Source organism: Blautia sp. An249, from assembly GCF_002159835.1.
GTDB lineage: Bacteria > Bacillota > Clostridia > Lachnospirales > Lachnospiraceae > Blautia_A > Blautia_A avistercoris.
Window position 1 is genome coordinate 1 of the sequence record NZ_NFJL01000001.1, and the last position, 19,717, is coordinate 19,717.

At 44.9% G+C, this 19,717-nt stretch carries 24 protein-coding genes; 21 read left to right on the forward strand and 3 right to left on the reverse strand.

Annotated features, from left to right (window positions below; genetic code table 11):
- From B5F53_RS00005 to B5F53_RS00080, 16 genes are all read left to right on the forward strand, one after another.
- Positions 1-1,236: ABC transporter permease (locus tag B5F53_RS00005; RefSeq protein ID WP_140398183.1), on the forward strand; the 1,236-nt coding region annotated here is incomplete at its 5' end.
- Positions 1,237-1,248: 12 nt separating this feature from the next.
- Positions 1,249-1,887 carry an ABC transporter ATP-binding protein gene (locus B5F53_RS00010; RefSeq protein ID WP_204246880.1) on the forward strand — a complete coding sequence of 213 codons (639 nt, stop codon included), beginning with the start codon at positions 1,249-1,251 and terminating at the stop codon, positions 1,885-1,887.
- Between the two features lie 279 nt (positions 1,888-2,166).
- Positions 2,167-2,871, forward strand: a complete 705-nt coding sequence (locus B5F53_RS00015; RefSeq protein WP_204246881.1) for a lantibiotic protection ABC transporter ATP-binding protein — start codon at positions 2,167-2,169, stop codon at positions 2,869-2,871.
- 1 nt (position 2,872) lies between these two features.
- Positions 2,873-3,607: a lantibiotic immunity ABC transporter MutE/EpiE family permease subunit gene (locus B5F53_RS00020; protein ID WP_242970205.1), complete on the forward strand. Its 735-nt coding sequence runs from the start codon at positions 2,873-2,875 to the stop codon at positions 3,605-3,607.
- Between the two features lie 4 nt (positions 3,608-3,611).
- A complete protein-coding gene (locus B5F53_RS00025) occupies positions 3,612-4,355 on the forward strand; it encodes a lantibiotic immunity ABC transporter MutG family permease subunit (protein ID WP_162610499.1) in 744 nt (247 codons plus the stop codon).
- Between the two features lie 53 nt (positions 4,356-4,408).
- Positions 4,409-5,071 (forward strand): response regulator transcription factor, encoded by a 663-nt coding sequence (locus B5F53_RS00030; protein WP_087217907.1) that lies wholly within the window; start codon positions 4,409-4,411, stop codon positions 5,069-5,071.
- Positions 5,059-6,429: a sensor histidine kinase gene (locus tag B5F53_RS00035; protein ID WP_087217910.1), complete on the forward strand. Its 1,371-nt coding sequence runs from the start codon at positions 5,059-5,061 to the stop codon at positions 6,427-6,429. Before B5F53_RS00030 ends, B5F53_RS00035 begins: the two co-directional genes overlap by 13 nt.
- Before the next feature lie 220 nt (positions 6,430-6,649).
- Positions 6,650-7,048 (forward strand): helix-turn-helix domain-containing protein, encoded by a 399-nt coding sequence (locus B5F53_RS00040; RefSeq protein ID WP_087217913.1) that lies wholly within the window; start codon positions 6,650-6,652, stop codon positions 7,046-7,048.
- Positions 7,049-7,175: 127 nt separating this feature from the next.
- Positions 7,176-7,313, forward strand: a complete 138-nt coding sequence (locus B5F53_RS00045) for an AraC family transcriptional regulator (protein ID WP_330396114.1) — start codon at positions 7,176-7,178, stop codon at positions 7,311-7,313.
- Between the two features lie 229 nt (positions 7,314-7,542).
- Positions 7,543-8,085: a helix-turn-helix domain-containing protein gene (locus tag B5F53_RS00050; RefSeq protein WP_087217916.1), complete on the forward strand. Its 543-nt coding sequence runs from the start codon at positions 7,543-7,545 to the stop codon at positions 8,083-8,085.
- 94 nt (positions 8,086-8,179) lie between these two features.
- Positions 8,180-8,383: a PLD nuclease N-terminal domain-containing protein gene (locus B5F53_RS00055; protein ID WP_087217920.1), complete on the forward strand. Its 204-nt coding sequence runs from the start codon at positions 8,180-8,182 to the stop codon at positions 8,381-8,383.
- Positions 8,380-9,297, forward strand: a complete 918-nt coding sequence (locus tag B5F53_RS00060; RefSeq protein WP_087217923.1) for an ABC transporter ATP-binding protein — start codon at positions 8,380-8,382, stop codon at positions 9,295-9,297. The genes B5F53_RS00055 and B5F53_RS00060 overlap by 4 nt, the downstream gene beginning before the upstream one ends.
- Positions 9,294-10,052, forward strand: a complete 759-nt coding sequence (locus B5F53_RS00065) for an ABC transporter permease (RefSeq protein WP_087217926.1) — start codon at positions 9,294-9,296, stop codon at positions 10,050-10,052. The genes B5F53_RS00060 and B5F53_RS00065 overlap by 4 nt, the downstream gene beginning before the upstream one ends.
- A 118-nt stretch (positions 10,053-10,170) precedes the next feature.
- A complete protein-coding gene (locus B5F53_RS00070; protein ID WP_087217929.1) occupies positions 10,171-11,091 on the forward strand; it encodes a helicase in 921 nt (306 codons plus the stop codon).
- A gap of 59 nt (positions 11,092-11,150) precedes the next feature.
- Positions 11,151-14,465, forward strand: a complete 3,315-nt coding sequence (locus tag B5F53_RS00075) for a DUF3849 domain-containing protein (RefSeq protein ID WP_087217932.1) — start codon at positions 11,151-11,153, stop codon at positions 14,463-14,465.
- Positions 14,462-15,322 (forward strand): YodL domain-containing protein, encoded by an 861-nt coding sequence (locus B5F53_RS00080; protein WP_087217935.1) that lies wholly within the window; start codon positions 14,462-14,464, stop codon positions 15,320-15,322. Before B5F53_RS00075 ends, B5F53_RS00080 begins: the two co-directional genes overlap by 4 nt.
- 48 nt (positions 15,323-15,370) lie before the next feature.
- Here B5F53_RS00080 and B5F53_RS00085 read toward each other — a convergent pair whose 3' ends face one another.
- The 3 genes from B5F53_RS00085 to B5F53_RS20205 form a co-directional block, all read right to left on the reverse strand.
- Positions 15,371-16,315 carry an Abi family protein gene (locus B5F53_RS00085; protein ID WP_087217938.1) on the reverse strand — a complete coding sequence of 315 codons (945 nt, stop codon included), beginning with the start codon at positions 16,313-16,315 and terminating at the stop codon, positions 15,371-15,373.
- Between the two features lie 185 nt (positions 16,316-16,500).
- The gene (locus tag B5F53_RS20200; protein WP_242970190.1) at positions 16,501-17,163 is read right to left on the reverse strand and encodes a hypothetical protein; all 663 of its coding nucleotides are present in this window, start codon (positions 17,161-17,163) and stop codon (positions 16,501-16,503) included.
- Between the two features lie 75 nt (positions 17,164-17,238).
- Positions 17,239-17,658 carry a hypothetical protein gene (locus tag B5F53_RS20205; RefSeq protein WP_242970191.1) on the reverse strand — a complete coding sequence of 140 codons (420 nt, stop codon included), beginning with the start codon at positions 17,656-17,658 and terminating at the stop codon, positions 17,239-17,241.
- Between the two features lie 288 nt (positions 17,659-17,946).
- Between B5F53_RS20205 and B5F53_RS00095 the strand changes: the two genes are divergently transcribed.
- The 5 genes from B5F53_RS00095 (at position 17,947) to B5F53_RS00110 (ending at position 19,705) form a co-directional block, all read left to right on the forward strand.
- Positions 17,947-18,276 (forward strand): ArsR/SmtB family transcription factor, encoded by a 330-nt coding sequence (locus B5F53_RS00095; RefSeq protein WP_087217942.1) that lies wholly within the window; start codon positions 17,947-17,949, stop codon positions 18,274-18,276.
- Positions 18,277-18,290: 14 nt separating this feature from the next.
- Entirely contained in the window at positions 18,291-18,857 is a 567-nt protein-coding gene (locus tag B5F53_RS00100) for a TetR/AcrR family transcriptional regulator C-terminal domain-containing protein (RefSeq protein WP_087217945.1), read from the forward strand.
- 43 nt (positions 18,858-18,900) lie between these two features.
- Positions 18,901-19,062: a hypothetical protein gene (locus B5F53_RS20210; RefSeq protein ID WP_242970192.1), complete on the forward strand. Its 162-nt coding sequence runs from the start codon at positions 18,901-18,903 to the stop codon at positions 19,060-19,062.
- A gap of 2 nt (positions 19,063-19,064) precedes the next feature.
- Positions 19,065-19,358, forward strand: coding sequence for a hypothetical protein (locus tag B5F53_RS00105; RefSeq protein ID WP_087217948.1), 294 nt, complete (start codon positions 19,065-19,067; stop codon positions 19,356-19,358).
- A gap of 143 nt (positions 19,359-19,501) precedes the next feature.
- Positions 19,502-19,705 (forward strand): hypothetical protein, encoded by a 204-nt coding sequence (locus tag B5F53_RS00110; protein ID WP_087217951.1) that lies wholly within the window; start codon positions 19,502-19,504, stop codon positions 19,703-19,705.
- Positions 19,706-19,717: the final 12 nt, after the last annotated feature.

Sequence of the window (19,717 nt, forward strand, 5' to 3'; positions counted from 1 at the left end):
GAGGAAGCCAGCGAAAAGATCTCAGAGCTGTACGAGGACGGCCAGGGAAGCTACGGGGGCGTCCATCAGGAGAAGATCACGGTCAATGGCTCGGAAAACTGGAGTGTCTACACGGACAATTCCTTTGAGTCATTAAAGACAGAGGATATTGAAAAGATCGCAGAGACAAAAGGGATTGCCGACTATAATATCACCACAGTCCCTACTGCCGTAAAACCGGCGGACTTTGAACGAATTGAGGACGCGGACACCGACCAGACCAATGACTTTCGGGGTGTCACCCTCATCGGAAACCGGGATATGGCGCTGGATGCCAATGTCTTAAGCGGAAATGTTACCATCAAAGAGGGGCGGATGACCACAAAAGGGGATGCCAATGTGTGTGTCATCTCAGAGGACCTGGCGGAGAAAAACGGACTGAAAGTGGGAGACCGTATGAGGTTTCACCCTCTTAAGGAAGAAGAGCCTGTACAGGAAGCAGAGATCGTAGGGATCTGTCAGGTGCAGGAGCCCATGCAGCCCTATATGTCCGGGGACACGTTCCGCTGGGAGAATGTGATCTTTACGGACCTGGATTTCCCTGCAAAGGCGGAGCAGGATGATCCGCTGTATGAAAAGGCCTATTTCAAAGTGGCAGATGTGGATGATTATGAGACGGTGAAAGACGCCATTCGGAAAACGGACATGGAGTGGGAATGGTATGACCTCATAGATAACAATGGCAATCTGGATACCATGGCGTCCAATTTTAACGATCTGGAGAAAATCAGCAATACCCTTCTGGCGGTTGTGGCGGGAGCCGGATTTGCGATCCTGTTTCTGATCTTTATTTTCTGGATCAGGAACCGGACCAATGAGATCGGAATCCTGATGTCCATCGGCATCGCAAAGGGGCAGATCCTCCTGCAGATTTTAACGGAAACGGTTCTGATCGGGGGCCTTGCCATTGTTTTGTCGTTTCTCATCGCCCCCGCGGTGTCAGACGCAGCGGCACATTACCTGACCGGTCAGCAGGAACAGCAGGCCGGGGTACAGGAGGAGATGGACGCCGGAAAGGTTGCCACGGATTACCAGGCGCCGGAACTGACTGTGACAGATGTGGAAACCAAGATTACCCCGGAGATGCTGCTTACAGACGGGGCTGCGGTGACAGGGCTGATCGTCGTTTCCACCTGCGCCTCCAGTATCCTGATTTTCCGCAGAAAACCGAAAGACATTTTAAGTGAAATGAGTTAGGAGGAAGGAAGAATGATCTTAGAAGCAAGGAATCTCATGTATTCTTATTCGTCAAAACGGGAGAAACTTGTCCTGAAAAATGTGTCGGCCTCTTTTGAAGAAGGGACGTTCTATACGGTGGTTGGTGCCAGCGGCTCCGGGAAGACTACGTTCCTGTCGCTTCTCGCGGGGCTGGACGGCCCCGTGTCCGGACAGATCCTTTATCATGGAGAAGACATCCGTAAAAAAGGGTTGAACTACCACCGCAGGCACAATATCTCTCTGGTATTTCAAAACTACAATCTGATCGACTATCTGACTACCGAGGAGAATGTAAAGCTGGGCGGCAGGAAGAACGCGGGGAGACTGCTCCGTGAAGTCAGTATTCCAAAAGAGGACTGGAAGCGAAATGTGCTGAAACTCTCCGGCGGCCAGCAGCAGAGGGTGGCGATCGCCCGTGCCCTGGCAAGTGAGGCGAGGGTGCTGTTGGCGGATGAACCCACGGGAAATCTGGATGAAGAGACTGCGGCGGAGATTATCGAACTGCTGAAGCGGACCGCCCACGAACTGGGGAAATGCGTGATCGTAGTGACACACAGTAAGCAGCTTGCAGGGGAGGCGGATGAGATTCTGGAGATGAAAGAAGGGAAACTAAGAAAGCAGGTGATATAGCTGAAAAGTGAATGAAAAATAACATTGACTGGATGGAGTGAAAAATCGATATAGAAAAAGTTGAAATTATTCGCTTTCCTGGGCGTATGGGACTAATCATATTTTGGCTTATCAACTATTACAGCCCATCGCCCCATACAGCCATAATAACCTGACACTACACCTGCATCCGGCTATGCCAATTTCCGTTTTTCCGCGTTTAGTTTTCAAATCTTCATCAAATCTTTGGAAGTTTATCCTACGATGTTTTTTGTAAATAGCAGAAAGGAGCCAAACAACATGGATTATATTTTGAAAACAACTAATCTCTGCAAATCATTCAAAAAACAGTTGGCGGTAAATGAGGTTTCCCTAAATATTCCGAGGGATTCCGTATATGGATTGCTTGGACCGAATGGTGCGGGAAAATCTACTACCTTAAAAATGCTTACTGGCATTATGAGGCCGACATCTGGAACAATTACATTTAACGGAAAGGCATGGAACAGAGAGGGATTAAAACATATTGGAGCACTTATTGAAATGCCGCCACTCTATGAAAATCTGACAGCAAAAGAAAATTTGAAAGTGCGTACTACCTTATTGGGGCTGCCTGATACACGGATTGAGGAAGTTTTGCAAATTGTTCAGCTTACTAACACTGGCAAAAAACGAGCCGGTCAATTTTCCCTTGGAATGAAACAGCGTCTTGGAATTGCAAATGCGTTGTTGAACCATCCCAAATTGTTAATCCTGGACGAACCAACAAACGGTCTTGACCCCGTAGGTATCGAAGAATTAAGGGAACTGATTCGCTCATTCCCCAAAAAGGGAATTACGGTAATCCTGTCCAGCCATATCCTTTCCGAAGTCCAGCAGACTGCTGACTATATTGGTATTATCGCAAATGGTATCCTGGGTTATGAGGGGCAGCTTCGTGATGGAGAGGATTTGGAACAACTCTTTATGCAAGTTATCAAACATGAGAGAAAGGCCGGTGAGTAAAATGAGCGGTATTATAAAAGCGGAACATCTAAAATTCAAACACACCTTTACCAAATATCTCCCTGTAATCGCGCCGATGATAACACTTCTGTTAGTGCTGGCATTGACTGGTGGATTGGAAAATGCTTTTCCGGCTGGGGCGTGGAACTGGTGGTATGCTACTTTGCTGCCTGGAACATTAGCTGTGATGTGTTATTTGAGTATAGCCAAAGACAGAAAGAACCATTATTACAATTTGAAAAGTCTGCCCGTATCAGGGCAAAAACTGATGATTGGTAAAATGATATATCTTGCGTTAGGACTTTTAGCTGCTAATGTGATCGTTTTTCTCGGAGCAACTATCGGCGGAACTATTTTTGGTACAACCATCCCCATTGAGGGTGCAGCAGTAGCTACCATTCTATTAACGATTTCTTACTTATGGGAAATTCCGGTATATCTGTTTTTAAGTGCAAAATTTGGTATGTTTGTCGATATTTTTCTCTGTATGGTGATTTCGATTGGCGGTGTGGTGACCGTGGCAGACAAAAGCTCTTGGTGGCTTTGTCCGTCCTCCATTCCAGTACGTTTAATGTGTCCCACTTTGGGCCTGCTACCCAATGGCTTGCCAATCCCCGCTGAAAGTGAATTGTGGAATACAGGTGTTATTTTACCTGGCGCTATTCTGTCCCTGGTCTGGTTTATTGTATGCGTGGTCATTTTAAATCTATGGTTTAAAAAAATGGAGGTGAAGTAAAATCGTGCTTTTTCGTTATTATGAATCAGATTTTTTAAAAACAAAGCATAGTTCAATACGAGCTGCCCATCTTTTCATTCCTATTGTGGCTGCGCTTATTTTCAGTGCATACTATTCTTACGCACCTTGGGATGATTATGTGAAAGTGGATATTTACTATCAGGTTATTGGGATGGCATTGCCATTTCTAATTGGTGTATTCTGCGCGATTATATCAGAACAGGAACAATCTGCGGGTTGCTTTCAAATGATGCTTATGACATCCAAAAAAGTGATTCCGTTTTTATCTAAACTCTTGTTGCTTCTGATATTTTGCGCTGGGGCGCTTTTCCTGGCCTCTGTGATCTTTGGCGCTATATTTCTACTTGGACTACATGGAAAAGTTGTCGGGAACGTGTTCTATCTGCTTGCCGCGCTGGTGTTGCTTTGCAGCAGCGTACCACTATATCTTCTGCACTTGTATTTATCCTTTCGGTGGAATAAGGGTGTGTCTATCGGACTGGGAATTGTAGAAAGCGTATTGTCCGCACTTTTTCTGACTGGTTTGGGTGATAGTATTTGGAAATATATTCCTCTCGCGTGGCCTGCCAGAACAGTGTCTACATTTTTAGCTGCTTATAACGGCGAAAGTCTGGCTTGTGCGGAGTTGAAACAAGTTGCCTGTATAGGTATCTTTGTAGTTGCAGCCGGAACGCTCACTTATTTATGCTGGGCTTATCGCTGGGAAGGCACCAGAACGGCGGACTAAGGTTTACTTTATATTGACAAATCATTATAATCCATAACAGGGAGGTGAACGATATGGCATACATTTTAGCGGTGGATGATGAACCTGGAATCCTGGATATGATACAAAGCATTTTAATGAAAGACGGACATCATGTAACGTGTATTGCCGCCCCCCAAAAGGTTGACTACACGAAAATCAATTCTTTTGATTTAATTTTGCTGGACGTGATGATGCCGGAAATAGACGGGTTTTCTCTTTGTCAAAAATTAAGAGGTCAAGTAGACTGCCCGATTGTTTTTTTGACTGCAAAATCAGAAGAAGATAGCTTAGTAAACGGTTTGGCTCTCGGTGCAGATGATTATATTTGCAAGCCTTTTGGAGTTATGGAATTGAGGGCAAGGGTTTCAGCTCATTTACGCAGGGAAAAAAGAGAACATTCTGTCCGTATCTCGTTTGAACGTGCCTGTTTTAATATTTCTGCAAAGCAGTTTTTGGTTGAAAATGTGGTTGTCCCTTTAACAAAAGGTGAATATGAGATTTGTGAGTTTTTGGCCAGGAATCCAGGACAGGTATTTTCAAAAGAGCAAATTCTTGAAAATGTTTTTGGCTTTGATAGTGAAAGTAACGAAAATACGATTATAACTCACATAAAAAACATCCGCAATAAATTGCAGGCATTTGACTATGCGCCGATAAAAACAATATGGGGGGTTGGATATAAATGGGAAAAATAAAACGAAAATCTCAGATTTCTTTGAGCTTATTTTATCTCAAATATTTTGTCTATATCTTTGCCCTCGTCCTTTTTTTGGCGATTGGTTTATTGGTTCTGTTCAATGCCTTGATGAATGACAGCATTGTATATCCGGCAAACTATGCACAAGAACAGGCAGAAAGCGCGTTCAGTAAGATTCAACAAGCAGAACAGGTTACAGAAGATATTATCCCGGAGTTATGTCATTACGCAGTTTTTGATCTGGATGGGAATTGGAAAAGTGGTAACTTAACAGGAACATCCGCACAAGAAGCATGGGACGCAGTACAGAAAGGCAGCACAGTGGGCGTAAAATATAATTATACTGTTATACCGAGAGAAACAGAATATTGTGTTTTGCGATATACCCTTTCTCCCCAATACAAGTCTTCCTTTTTGCAAAAACTTCTTGTTCCGCCTGAAATACTTATTTTTGTATCTGCAATTCTCGGAACATTTTTGATAATTGCAATCGTCGCCATTCGTTTCGGCAAAGTGATGAACAGAAAGTTATCTACACTGATTTTTATTGCCAACAAGGTTGAACGACAGGAATTAGATTTTGAGATTTCAACGAGCGGTATTAAAGAAGTGGATGTAATACTTCGTTCGTTGGATCAAATGCGCGTCGCAGTAAAAGATGCTCTTGAGAGCCAGTGGAAAACAGAGCAGAAAAAAAACCGTCAAATATCCGCGTTAGCACATGATTTAAAAACCCCCCTCACTCTTGTGCGCGGAAATGCGGAACTTCTTCTTGAATCTGAACTTTCAGAGGAACAAAGGAAATATACCGGATACATTGAAAGCAGCTCCTTGCAAATGCAGAATTATGTGCATACATTGATTGAAGTCACAAAATCGTGGCAGGGGTATCACTTCCGTCCTCAAAAAATCGAATGTGACGTTCTTGTCCATGAAATAAAGCAACAGTTAAAAGGATTGTGTACGGTTCATAATCTGACGGCAGCGTGTGAGTGCCATTATACTATCCATGAAATCACAGCGGATTACGATCTTCTTATCAGAGCGATTGTTAATGTCTTATCCAACGCTGTGGAGCGTACTCCAACAGGAGGAAAAGTTTTGCTATCTGTTACCGAAGAAAATAATTTTCTGCTATTTACAGTAATAGATACGGGAAGTGGTTTCTCACCAGATGCATTAAAACATGGTACAGAACAGTTTTATATGGATGATAGCAGCAGGACTTCTAAGACCCACTTTGGAATTGGCCTATATGCGGCAAATTCTATCGCCCAAAATCATGGCGGGCAACTGATTTTGAACAATTCGACAGAAACGGGCGGCGCAAAAGTCACAATTAAGATTCCCTGCTAAAGTAGAGTGGACGGAAAATTCTGTCCGATAAGCGTCAAAACGGGCTTGCAGAAAAGAAAGAAGTGTTTACATTCTTGAAAAATGATGTTTACATACCTCACAAAAGATAAAATAAAACCTTATGTTAATGCCTGTGGACAAATTTCCAACTCAACTTGCTTGTTATTAGCCTTGCGAAATTCTATACTCCATTCATAAAACATAAGGAGGACTATATCGAATGAAGTTTAATGAAAAACTCTTATCACTCAGAAAAAGGAAAGGATTATCTCAGGAAGAATTGGGTATGGAGCTTCAGGTTTCGAGGCAAACCATTTCCAAATGGGAGGCAGGCCAATCATACCCTGATTTTCAACGGCTGGTTTTGCTAAGTGACTATTTCAATTTGACCTTGGATGAATTGGTAAAAGACATTGACGTTCAGGATGTGCGTGAAAAAAATATGACAGATGAAAGAGTTGCGTCTATCTATCTGGATATTGAGAATGGAAAAGCGTCATTGAAAAAGGGGGCACGAATCGTTGGTTATATTCTTCTTGCGGTAGCAGTCATTTTTCTTATTGGATTCCTGGCTCATTTGGCGTTTCCTGATATAGAGTGGCTTTGGAGGCGCTCTTAAAAATCGTTTTATCTGCCGGACGACGGCAAAAGAAAAAAAGCCGTCGTTCAGCAGCCCATGCTCATGCTATGGACAGCCTATCGGAACTTATATGAAAGAATACCGCATTAGATAAGCTGCAATCTTATTGAGGCAGACACAGGCAACCATAGCTGAAATCGCGAATCAAGTTGGATATGAAAATCAGAGCAAATTTGCCACACCGTTTCGTGATGTTCTAAAGATTGCGCCAGCGGAGTATCGTAAAGAAAATAGTAATAATTAAGTTTGAATTTAGTTCTTAAGTTAATGTGTGAGGGTATAACTAAAATAAAGGCAGATAGGGTATTTTCTGCCTTTATTTTATAAATCAGTAGTTTCGCTATTTTGAATTTCTAACAACTGTTCAACTAAAAAATTTAGAGAATATTTAATTGCAGTATGCTCAAAGTGTCGATTGACTTTTTACTATCAAAATGATAATATTTTCATATATCGAAGCGGGAGGGCGAAAGATGACAGATAAACTTATGGATTGCATTACAAATCCGGTGAAATGCAAATTGCTGCTTGAAATATATTCAAAAGGGAAAGCAACAGCGAAACATTTAGCCGATACTTATAACGATATTCCTCAAGCTACCCTATACCGGCATATCAGGAAAATGTTGAGCGATGGCATTTTACAAGTGGTAGAAGAAACACAGGTACGCGGTACAGTAGAAAAAACCTACGCACTCGCATACGACATTAACAGCAATATGGAAACGATGGTTGAAGAAAATTCCGGCGAACTTTATATGCAGTATTTCATGCAGTATATCTTTGGATTTGCAAAGCAGTTTCAAGAGTATTGTCAATCCCCCAATATAAATATCAAAAAAGATATGACAGGATTTTCTCTCTCCCCGCTATATCTCTCGGATGATGAGTTGACATCTCTTGTGACAAGAATTTCTAAAATAATCAATACAGTAAAAAACAATGAACCTAACTCAGAACGTAAGTTACGGACTATAGGTGTAATTGTATCTCCGGCAGAAAATACAGACAAATAAAACGACCGTCCCAAATTAACGGGACGGTTTCTATTGACTTTATATTATCATTATGATAATATTATTAAAACGATAAAATTAAGGAGGAAAAACATTGAACATTCTATTTGAAATTCTGCCCTTGCTGATTCCTGTTTTGTTGGCAGACATTGCTCTTGCAGTGGCGGCGGTAAGACACATTCTGCAACATCCACACTATCGCTTTGGAAATAGAGTTATGTGGCTTGTGATTGTTGTAATCTTTTTACTCTTTGGACCGATTATTTATTTTGTTTTTGGAAAGGGGGAGAGCGAATGAACGTCCTCACAATCCAAAACTTATCAAAAAGTTTCGGAAAGCAGAAAATCATTGACAATCTTAATCTGTCTGTACCAGAGGGAAGTGTCTTTGGCTTCATAGGGAAAAACGGAGCTGGTAAAACAACGACCATGAAAATGGTATTGGGACTATTACAGCCCGACAACGGAGAAATCCATGTTTGCAATGAGTCTGTCTGCTTTGGACAGACAAGAACAAATCAATATATCGGATATTTGCCGGACGTCCCGGAATTTTATAACTATATGACGCCGATACAGTATCTAAAGCTATGCGGAGAAGTCATTGGTATATCAAAAGCCGAAATATCAAAAAGAAGTGAAGAACTTCTCTCCCTTGTCGGCCTAAATAATGTAACAAAGCAAATCGGCGGGTTTTCTCGCGGTATGAAGCAACGATTGGGAATTGCGCAGGCATTGCTCACACAGCCCAAATTGCTGATTTGTGATGAACCAACAAGTGCGCTTGACCCCGTAGGCAGAAAAGAAATTTTGGATATTCTCTATAAAATCAGAGGTACGACAACGGTGTTATTTTCCACACACATTCTTTCTGATGTAGAGCGTATTTGCGATCACGCCGCTTTTTTGAACGAGGGAAAAATCGCTGTCATTGGAACACTCGCAGAAATTAAGGCTTTGCATGGACATGACAGCTTGCTTTTGGAATTTTCAGCCGATAAAGATTTGCGTCTTTTCAAGAAACAAAAATCCATAGAGCCATTGTTACTCCATTCCGAAGAAAATAACAGGGAACTTATTTTACATAGCCGCGATATGGTAAGTGTGCAAAAATCCTTGTTTCGTGTACTTGCGGAAACAGGGATTTGCCCCATAAGGATAGAACTTATGGAGCCGTCCCTTGAAAGTCTGTTTTTGGAGGTAGTGAAATGAGTGGATATATTGCTTTTGCCAAAAAAGAATTTACGGAAAATATGAAAAACTATCGTTTTCTCATCCTGTTCGCACTCTTTTTGATTTTCGGTATTATGAGTGCGTTTCTTGCAAAATTCACACCGGAAATTTTATCGGCTTTAGCCGCAGATATGGAAATGACTTCTGAACCAGTCGCTTTGGACGCATGGAAACAATTTTACAAGAACATTTCCGGCGTTGGGTTCAGCGCATTTATCATTTTGTTTGGAAGCTGTCTGTCAAATGAATATTCCAAAGGAACCTTAGTTTTAATGGTCACAAAAGGATTATCGCGTAAAGCTGTTATTCTTGCAAAATATACGGCAGCCGCTGCACTTATGACAATCAGTTATTGGATTGGATATGCTGCGACATACGGCTATACAGCCCTTTTATGGAATGATAGCAGTCTTTCAAATGTTGCTTTAGCTGCAGTTTCGCTTTGGATAGTTGGTTTTTTATATTTGAGTATTCTGATGATTGGGTGCGTGATATTCAAGCAGACTTTTACAAGCATACTCTTTACAGGCGGCATTGTTGCCCTTATATCTTTGATAGGAATGATTGAACCGATTGCTAAATTCAATCCGTTTATTTTAACATCAAAAAATGTGGATTTAATTTCCGGCGAAGTTATTCCGGCAGAATTTGTAATACCAGCTTTCATTTCCGTCAGTTTATCCATTTTCGGATTGCTGATTGCTATTCGGCTTTTCAATAAAAAACAGCTTTGAACAGTAAATATAAAATGATTAAGACTTGTGATTGTTTGGATAAATAATTTCATACTCTTGCTTATCTTTTTCTTTTATTTGAGGATGGAAACGGCCCCGCCGAAGCGGGGCCTTCCGATTGGAGAATAAACAGAAATTCATCAGCCAGATTATGACCAGTAAATCCCCCGTCCGTGCCTGCGAGGACGTGGATGATGCGGCGCTCTCCTATGCGGAGATCAAGGCGTTGGCCACGGGCAATCCCTACATCAAAGAAAAGATGGATCTGGATATACAGGTCAGCAAGCTGAAACTGATGAAAGCCAACCACACCAGCCAGAAGTACCGGCTGGAAGCGAATATCGCAAAGGATTACCCGATGCAGATCACGGCGGCAAAGGAGCGCCTGGAAGGACTGAAAGCAGATAAGGAAGCGGTTCATCCATTTTTGGAGAAAGCGAAGGACGAGTTTTCCATGGACATCGGCGGAAAGATCTATACCGACCGGAAAGAAGCAGGAACCGCCCTGATCGCCGCCTGCGCCGGGTTAAAGGCTGTCCGCACTTCCGGGCGGGTGGGGGAGATTTACGGCTTCCATCTGTTTTCAGAATTTGACAGCTTCAACCAGAAGTACATCCTAACCATCAAAGGCCAGTGCAGCTACAAGGTGGAAGTGGGCAAGGACGCCCTTGGCAACCTGCAGCGTATCAGCAACGCCCTGTACGGCATCGAAAAGAAAGTGGCGGAAACACAGAACAAGCTGGATACCTTACAGCAGCAATTAGCCACGGCAAAAGAGGAAGTAGCAAAACCGTTCCCGAAGGAGCAGGAACTGGCAGAAAAATCGGAGCGGCTGGCGGAGCTGAACGCTTTATTGAATATGGATGAGAAAGGTCCATCAGAAGCACTGGATGTGGATGAGGGGGCGGAGGAACCCATTGTTGCGGACAGCCCACGAAAGCCCTCTGTCCTTGGGAAACTCAAAGAAGCGAAAGAGCGGCTGTCAGCGGCCCAGGGGGAACAGGGGCAGCCAAAGCACAGACAGGAGCAATTCATATAAAAGAAGTCCCATCCCGCCGGGAAACTGGCGGGATGGCTTGATGGAGGAAAATCGCATATATGGCAGAAAACAGAAATGAGCGGATGCAGGAGATTACGCAGCGCCTGGAGCAGGGCGTGAAAGAAATCTTTACATCAGAGATGTATATGGAATATCTCAATACCATGTCAAAATTCCATAATTACAGTTTTAATAACACCATGCTGATCCACATGCAGAAACCGGACGCAACCCTTGTGGCCGGCTACCAGGCATGGCAGAAGAAATTTAAACGGCAGGTAAAGCGGGGCGAGAAAGGCATCCGGATTATTGCGCCTGCCCCGATCCGGGAGAGGGAAGAAGTGGAGAAGATCGACCCGGAAACCCAGGAGCCAGTCTTAAAATCGGATGGGACACCGGAAACAGAGGAAGTGGTGTACACCATCCCCCGTTTCCGTGTCATGACGGTGTTTGATGTGTCACAGACGTATGGGGAACCGCTCCCGGAGATTGAGACGCCGGAGCTTATGGGAAGCGTGGAAAACTATGACACGTTTCTGCAGGCCGTCCGGGAGGTTTCCCCGGTGCCTATACGGTTTGACAATATTGAAAGCGGCGCAAAGGGATATTACAGCAGCGCTGATAAAGAGATTGTCATCCAGGAGGGGATGAGCGAAAGGCAGACCATGAAAACCGGCATCCATGAGACGGCTCACGCAAAGCTCCATGGCCGTGACGTGATGGAGGAGCTAGGGGAGAAGAAAAGCCAGATGACAAAGGAAGTGGAAGCGGAGAGTACGGCCTATGTGGTCTGCCAGTATTTCGGCCTGGATACCTCGGATTATTCCTTCCCTTATATCGCCGGGTGGAGCAGCGATATGGAAATGCGGGAGCTTCGTGCATCCATGGATACCATACGCAGAACCGCCGGGGAATTGATCGACCAGATGGTAGAGCGGATGAGGGAAATCCAGAGGGAAGCGCAGCGCCAGAGCGAAACGGCCCTTTTTGAAAGCCGGGAGGACAGATACGGGATTTATCAGCTTGCGGATGAGGGAAACGGGCAGGCGTACCGGTTCATGGGGATGATTTACCTGCAGGAGCGTGGCCTGACCGTGGATGGGGCGGACTACCGGTTTGTGTACGGGGATGTTTTGGAAGAAGGGGAAAGCCTGGAGAGCCTGTACCAGAAATTCAACATGGAGCATCCCCAGGATTACACAGGCCATTCCCTGTCGGTCAGCGATGTGGTAATTATAAAGAAGGATGGCGGGCTGACCGCACACTATGTGGACAGCTTCGGCTATCAGGAACTGCCGGATTTTACCCGGCAGAGGCAGGCTTACCTGGAGAAAGGGGAAACGGCCCGGAACTATCCGCCCCTTTACCTGTCCAGCCTGACGTATGCGATGGAGCATGGAAACGTGGACGCCTATCTGGATTCCAGGAAGCTGAACCTGGATTGCAGACGTGCCATTGAGGAAGCGGTCAGCGATAACTTTGACGGGTATCATCTGAAATCAGACGCCGCCGTGGGCGTGGTGGATACCTATGGCCCGGAGCGTGTGTCCTACGTCCTTGCCTGCACGGTGCAGCATCTGGAAAATGACGGGCGCTTCTCCAGGGATACGAAAGAGTGGGCCGGCAGCTTTGCCATCCCGGAAAATGTCAGCCGTGGGGTTGACCACAATGGGGATTACGTTGTTTCCAGCCATCTCGCTGTCCTGGAGGGATTTATCCGCCTTGCAAGGGAAGAAATCGGCTCAAGGGAGAAAGAAGCGGAAAAGGAGACGGCACAGGTTGACAAAGATACCAGTGGACTTTTTGTGGAAGGGCATTTCGGAACCTGGCACACGGCGGAAACCCGTGAGATCATGGGAGCGCCCTTTTTCCGGATGGAGCATGATACCTACGGAAATACGGTGGCCGGCATTATCGTCAATGAAAAGGGAAAACTGGTGGCGGAAGATCTGGAACACGGGTTTGATGAGGGCGCTCTTGAAGCTATCCAGGAGTATCTGCAGGAAGAAAGTCCGATGCCCTTTCTCAAACAATTTTATGTGGTCAATGACGCTTATGGAATCCAGGCAGAGAGGGAATATCAGTATTTTGAACGCCTGGAGGACGCCTTGGATGCCTATCATAGCCTGCCGAACCATCTGCCAAAGCAGATCGGCATGGAAAGTAATGAAGCGGAACCGTCCAGAATGACGCTGCTTCGCTGCGAGAACGGGATAGATACGATAGAGGACATCGGGCAGGCTTCTTTGTCGGGGAAATGGATGAAGCCGGAGACAGAAGCCGCCGTGAAAGAAGCAGAGGACTATCTGAACAGCCGTGACACGGAGGCTGCGTATGAGCTGGCCGGAGGAAAAGCCTATCTCTTTGTGCAGACCACAGGGGAGGGATATGATTATACCTTTTATAGTATGGAGTTCCATGCGGTTGACGGCGGGATACTGGAGAACCAGGAATTATCCTTTGGAGAAGCGGTAGAGGACATTCTGGAGGGCGGCGGTTTTGGACGCTCGGACGGCAAGGTTATCGAATGTGAGAAGTTTCTGGAAACAGTGGAACGGGCAGAAGCGGTCTTGGAAAGACAAAAGGCGATGTTTGCGTACTATGGGAATCTGGATGAAAAAGTGAAAATAGATTTAATCCAAAAAATCTTCCGATACTACACGGAACATGAGCCGGGAAGTGATATGCTGAAAGATTGGAATGGGGAACCGGTTACAGAGGATGCGCCAGAGATTTACCAGATATTTGAGGTGATAGACTTCGCATTGGAGAGAAAGGACGCAGAACCATTCCTGAAATACTTGGAAACGGTCATAGGCGAGCATGAGGCGGATGAGCCGATTGCAAAAGATGCGGCAGAGCTGTTGGAAGATATGAGGAAAGCGCTACAGGAGCCGGCCAAAGAGCCGACGATTTCCTTTTACGTTGCAGAATGTATGGAGTTCCCGGTGCTTGGGGAATACCACGATAATCTGACCTTGGAGGAAGCGGTCAAGCTCTATGACGCCATCCCTGCCGACCGAAGAAGCGGCATTAAAGGCATTGGCTTTTGCCTGGAGGACGGCAGCGATTATGACGGGGAGTATGAACTGATGAGGGCAGGCGTGGTTTCCAAAGATTTGATTGACCTGGTTCCCCATTATAAAGAAAGTCCCCTGGTGCAGAAAGCCGTTGCCGACCTGGAGCATATCTTATCCCAGCGGCAGGAACAGGCAAAGGAGGCGGAGAAAACCGCAGAGAAAGGCGAGGGCACAAAGCAGTCTGTTATACAAGCCCTGTCGCAGTGGAGAGAAAAGCAAAAAGAGAAGGATAAAGCGGAGCAGAAGGATATGGAACAATCAGGCAGCCGCAAGAAAGGGGAAATGGCATTATGAAGCCGGCCCTTCATCAGTTCGCCCTTTACCAGTTAAAAGACCTTCCGGAAAACCGGCTGATCCGCTTCCGCCCCTATGAGACGCTGCAGAAACAGAACATCCAGGTGCGGTGTGAGAACTACGAACAGAAATACATCGGGCAGATGGGGGAAAGTGACACGCCGGCAAGCATCCGGAAACGCTTTGACGAGCATCCGCCCCGCACCTTTGGTGGCCATTCCATCAGCGTCAGCGATGTCCTGGTTTTAAACCATCAGGGAGAGGTAACGTCCTACTATGTGGAAAAGGACGGGTTTGTTGTAATTGCTGGATTTATCCGCACAGGCTCATCCAGTGCGCTCATTTCCTTTGACACCACGGATTTCCACATCGAGGGGAAAGAAGGGAGCTGGCTGGCCTATGACAGCATCCGCATCGACGGGCGGGAATTTTTCCTCATGGAGCATACGGTTTACGGGGCGGAAGCCGCCAATGTGGTTCTGGACGAACAGGGAAAGCTGATAGTGGATGATGTCTTTCACGGTTTTGATGAGACGGTAAAGGCGCAGATCAAAGCGTATCTAAGTCCGCCGGGAAATACTTTGCCCCCGGAGCGGAAAGAAAAGCCGCCGCTTGAGAATTGGCAAAAGGCATATGAAAACGGGGAATATCTTAGGAGCGCCGAGATAACAGAAGAACAAAACTACAATATGATCGACGGACGGATGAATAACCTGCCGCCAAAACCACGGAAGATTGGTAAGCGTATCTCTGTCCTGGATCGGCTTCATCTCAAGCAAGCGGAGATTGCGGAAAAAACCGGGAGAGCAGCGCCGCAGATGGCGGCAGAGGAAGATTTGGAGCGGAGAAGGAAATAAAATGAGAGGAAGATGTTGGCCTTATTGCGGCGGCATCTTCCTCTTTTTCTATGATGTCAGATGATAGCGGGTAATTGCCTTCCAATTTTTGGGAAATCCCATATGCGCTAAGAGTTCAGCTTCTGTAATATGTACTAGCTTTTTGCTTACATTGGTAATTTCAAAGGTTAGTTTTTTCTTAAAAGCCAGGAAATCCTCATTAGGCAGGAGGTAACGGAACGCAATCACAACGGCGAACAAATCTTGTTTTCCATAAATGTATTGATTGCCCTGACGGGGGATGTTCAGCTTTGCATGAAGCGGAGTGTCTAATATCTGGTCTACGGTTCGGTAAGTAAATAATCGGTCGCTATGAGCGCATACATTCCGGTATTTGGTTAAGACGGATAAAAACCGTTCAAGCTGTTTTTGGTTTACCATCGGAAAATGCTTGCATATCTTGGAACGCAGGGATTGTGTCAATACATTATACATTTTGGAAAGGCTTCCAAAAGATAAGATGCTGACTGCAATCCAGAGAGGAACGTTGCCATATTGAAGCCTGTAATAATTTACATAGGCATAGTCCGTGGTGGTCACTGCGCCGTATAGCTTACGCATAAGTCCCGATATGGTTCTTTTGTTTCGTGATATATGATTGTAATTAGCAGGATTCATATATTCTGCCTGGGAAGTTCCGTGAAGCTCTACAAAATAGTAAGCAATCAGATTTCCGATATGGCGCTCTATCTGGAGCAGATATTTTAAAAACAGCTCTCTTAACTCGGAATCAAACTGATAGAGTGCAACAATCTCATCAAAAGCAGTTCCAGGTTTATATTTTTTGGTAAACGGAATTCTGAATAATTCCTTATAACCGTCTATTAAAGAAAAATATCCGATTCGCTGCAGAAGTTCTTCTGCGGATTTTTCGTTTGCAATATCAAGTTGTTTATCAAATTTCAGATGTTTGATCTGTTGTGAAAAAGTCAAAAATTCTTTGGAAGCAGCCATATATTATCTCCTGTAATATAAAAGAGGGAGAGACTCGAAAGCTCTCCCCCGCCTGTGGGCTTCGCAAGTTTCCACAGAACGATCACTGAACTAAATATAGCAAAACTGACGCAAAAAGTCAATCCCGCAATTTAGCTCTATTTCAAGTATATGCACACTTAAAATAATAATGCAGAAAAATCGTCTCATTTTGAGCGAGTATTTTCTCTATCCTGTTCTGCCTGCCGGGAAAGGTCTTTCCCCAGAATAACAGTCACATTTGCCCGCACGGTCTTTAGCTCTTTTTCATGGCTGCGGAGTTTCTGGTAGGCTTCGTACTGACTGTCCTTCTGTGCCAGAAGATCTTCTTTTTCCGCTTTTAGCGCTTTCATGGAAGGCAGCTTTCCGCCGTTTGCGTGTTCCTTCAGCACTTTCCGGGCCGTCTCATAGAGCGTGATTTCAGACTGGTGTTCCTGACGGAACTTCTTTTTATTCTTAGAGCCGAGATATTGTTTGTATACAGATTTATTAGCAAGGTACTGTCCGGTGTAATGGATTTGTGCATTGACGCTTTTCAAGTCCTGCTCTGTCTTTCGGAGTGCTTTTCGCATTTGGGAAGCCTGGGCTTGTGCCTTTTGGAAAGCGTCCGCTAAATCCTCCTCGCTCTGATACCCATACTCTTGGATGTAAGCGATGGTTTTGGCCATCTGCTGTAAATTGGACAGCTTTACCTTCCTGGCATACGCCGCACTCTGCTGTGCTTTGACACAGCTCTGCAGATCCGTGACAAGACGGAGGTCGGATTTGATGAACAGGAAGGCCGGCAGTCTGGCAGAAGCGTCCTCAAGGGATTTTGCATTTTTCTCCAATACGGACAGCAGATGCGCTTTCTCATAACGGGTTCCCAGGCTCCTTCCGGTAATCGCCTTGTTTCGTTCCGGATGCTAATAGCTGAAACGGCCACGGCTGATTTTGAAGGAAATCTGATACTTTTCCCACAAGAAGTTTTGAAATTCCTCCAAAGAAGCGCAGACTACCGCCGCTTCGTCGATGGCGCTGCGGAGAAAATCTTTCTGCGTCTCGAAAGTTGTTTTTCGGGGAGTAATGCCCTCCGATGCCATCTTTCGGTTTCGTTCCTCCATCTTTTTCTGCCCCCTGCGTCTTGCCTGATATTCCCGGTCAGTGATTCTCTTTTCTGCAGGAGTGAACAGGTCTACTTGATGAAGCTGCTCCCGATGGCAGAGATCCATCACTTCCTGCTTCAGATAATTCAGGTAATCGTTGGTAAGATGGTGCTTGTAACCGGCACGGGAATCGCAGGAGCGCTCCATAAAGTCCTGGTGCTCCACATCATATTTTCTCACGCTGTTGATCACGATATGTACATGAATGTTGCCGCTTTCGTTGCTGCCGTCCGTGTGGGTGCAGAACCAAAAGCCATGAAATGGGTTTTGAGTTACGCAGGCGAATCTTGCTCTGAAGAAGCTCTCTTAATATAAAAGCCGATTTTAGAGAGAAAATGGTAATATGGTTTTCGTGATATAAATTCAACTACACAGGATGGAAATGAATTTCTTGTGTTTTTTCAAAAAATTGAATATAATAGGATTAAATACTTAAACATGTTGTTGGATGGAAGGGGGATTGTAAACATGGAAAACGCTAGGAAATTGGAACAAGAGTTTAATACTTGCCAGAAAATATTGACTGCTTTTGGCGACGAGGTCCGGCAAGAACTTTTGATGTTGATGGTTATGGAAAGCAGGGAAGGAATTCGGGTTGCAGATCTTGCAGATAAGACTAGCCTCACACGATCAGCAGTTTCCCACCATATGCAGATTTTGAAGGATGCTGGAGTTGTGAAAAGCCGCAAGGAAGGAAAATTTGTATACTACTATTTTGATGCGACCTGTAAAAATATAGATGCGTTGCTTCGTCTGTTTGAAGATGTAAAGCGCGTGATACAATCAGGAAAAGTATAAGGAGAAAATGGATTATGGCGAATTACACACATAAGGCAATTTTGCAGACATTTGATGAGATGCTAATGGAGATGCCATTCGAGAAAATTACGGTATCTGCCCTTGTTGCCAGATGCGAAATCAGTTCCAATACGTTCTATTATCATTTTCAGGATATTTATGACCTATTGGATGAATGGATGGATGAACAGAAAAATAAGTATTTTCAGGAAACAAAGCATATAGAAAATTGGGATGGACAACTCAAAATCCTTTTACATAAAATTCAAAAGGAACCGGAGCGGGTGCAGCATATTTCTAGTTCGATTTCCCGGGAACGGGTGGAAAATTATGTTTTTAACTCAGTAGAAACATGGTTTTACGAAGGGGTTACAAAGCGTGCGGCAGCCATTCCGAATCTGACCGAAGAAAAAGTACGACGGATAGCAGAGTTTTATTGCTATGCGTTCTTAGGACTTTTCTTGAAGTTCATATGGGGTCAAATGAAAGCGGACGTGGATGAAAATGTTGACAGCATTTATCAGATATTTCGGGAAGTCTGGAAATATATGACCGAGACGGAAACAGAGGAAGAAAAATAAGGAATTACGATTTTAGAAAAAATGGAGCCGAGGAGGAGTGTTTATGGAATATTTCTGGTGTATATTAGCAGCCGCTGGCGCAGGAATCGGAACAGGGCTTGCCGGATTGTCTGCTGCGACCGTGATGGTTCCGATGTTGCTCGTACTGTGTCCTTCTTTTTCCAGCAAGGTCGGTTCTGTGAATACATTGGGATTGGAGCAGTGATTTTGCTGCTTATGTGGAGGTTTGCAAAGATTCCTTCTTATATTTTCCGAAAACTGCTGCATTTAGTTGCGTTTACCTCTTTGATTGAGATGATGCTGACAACAGACTGTTGGTATATCGCTTCTCTGACAGCGCTGCTGTTTGCGGCCCTGGTTTATCCAATCCTCTGCCGGTGTGAAAAGTATTCCTGGTATGACGGACTGTTTGTGCAGAAGGAAAAAGGTGAGGTTAAAAAAAGCCTTGTTCTGTTATTCACTATGATTGCCGCCGTAATGGCCTTTACCTGGGGCTTTTAGGAGAGCGATACGCTGCAGTTGCCGCTATATGGATGTGGGGTGCGGGTGACGCAGCTGCCGCCATCATTGGAATCCGTTTTGGCTGCCATATTGTGTAAGGCCGTTTGGTCGATGGAAAGAAGACATGGGAGGGCAGCTGTGCCATGTTCTTTACCGCTTTTTCTGTGGGAACCCTTTCCCTGGTGTTAGAAAGCTCCTTACCCCTGCCGATTTGTCTGGGAATTGCATTTCCTGCGGCGCTGACAGGAACGGTTGTAGAATTGATATCGAAGCACGGAGATGATACAGTAACCGTTCCCGTAGCGATTTCTTTCGTAGTATGTTTGCTGAGCAGCCTGGTTCTATAACGGCATTTTAGG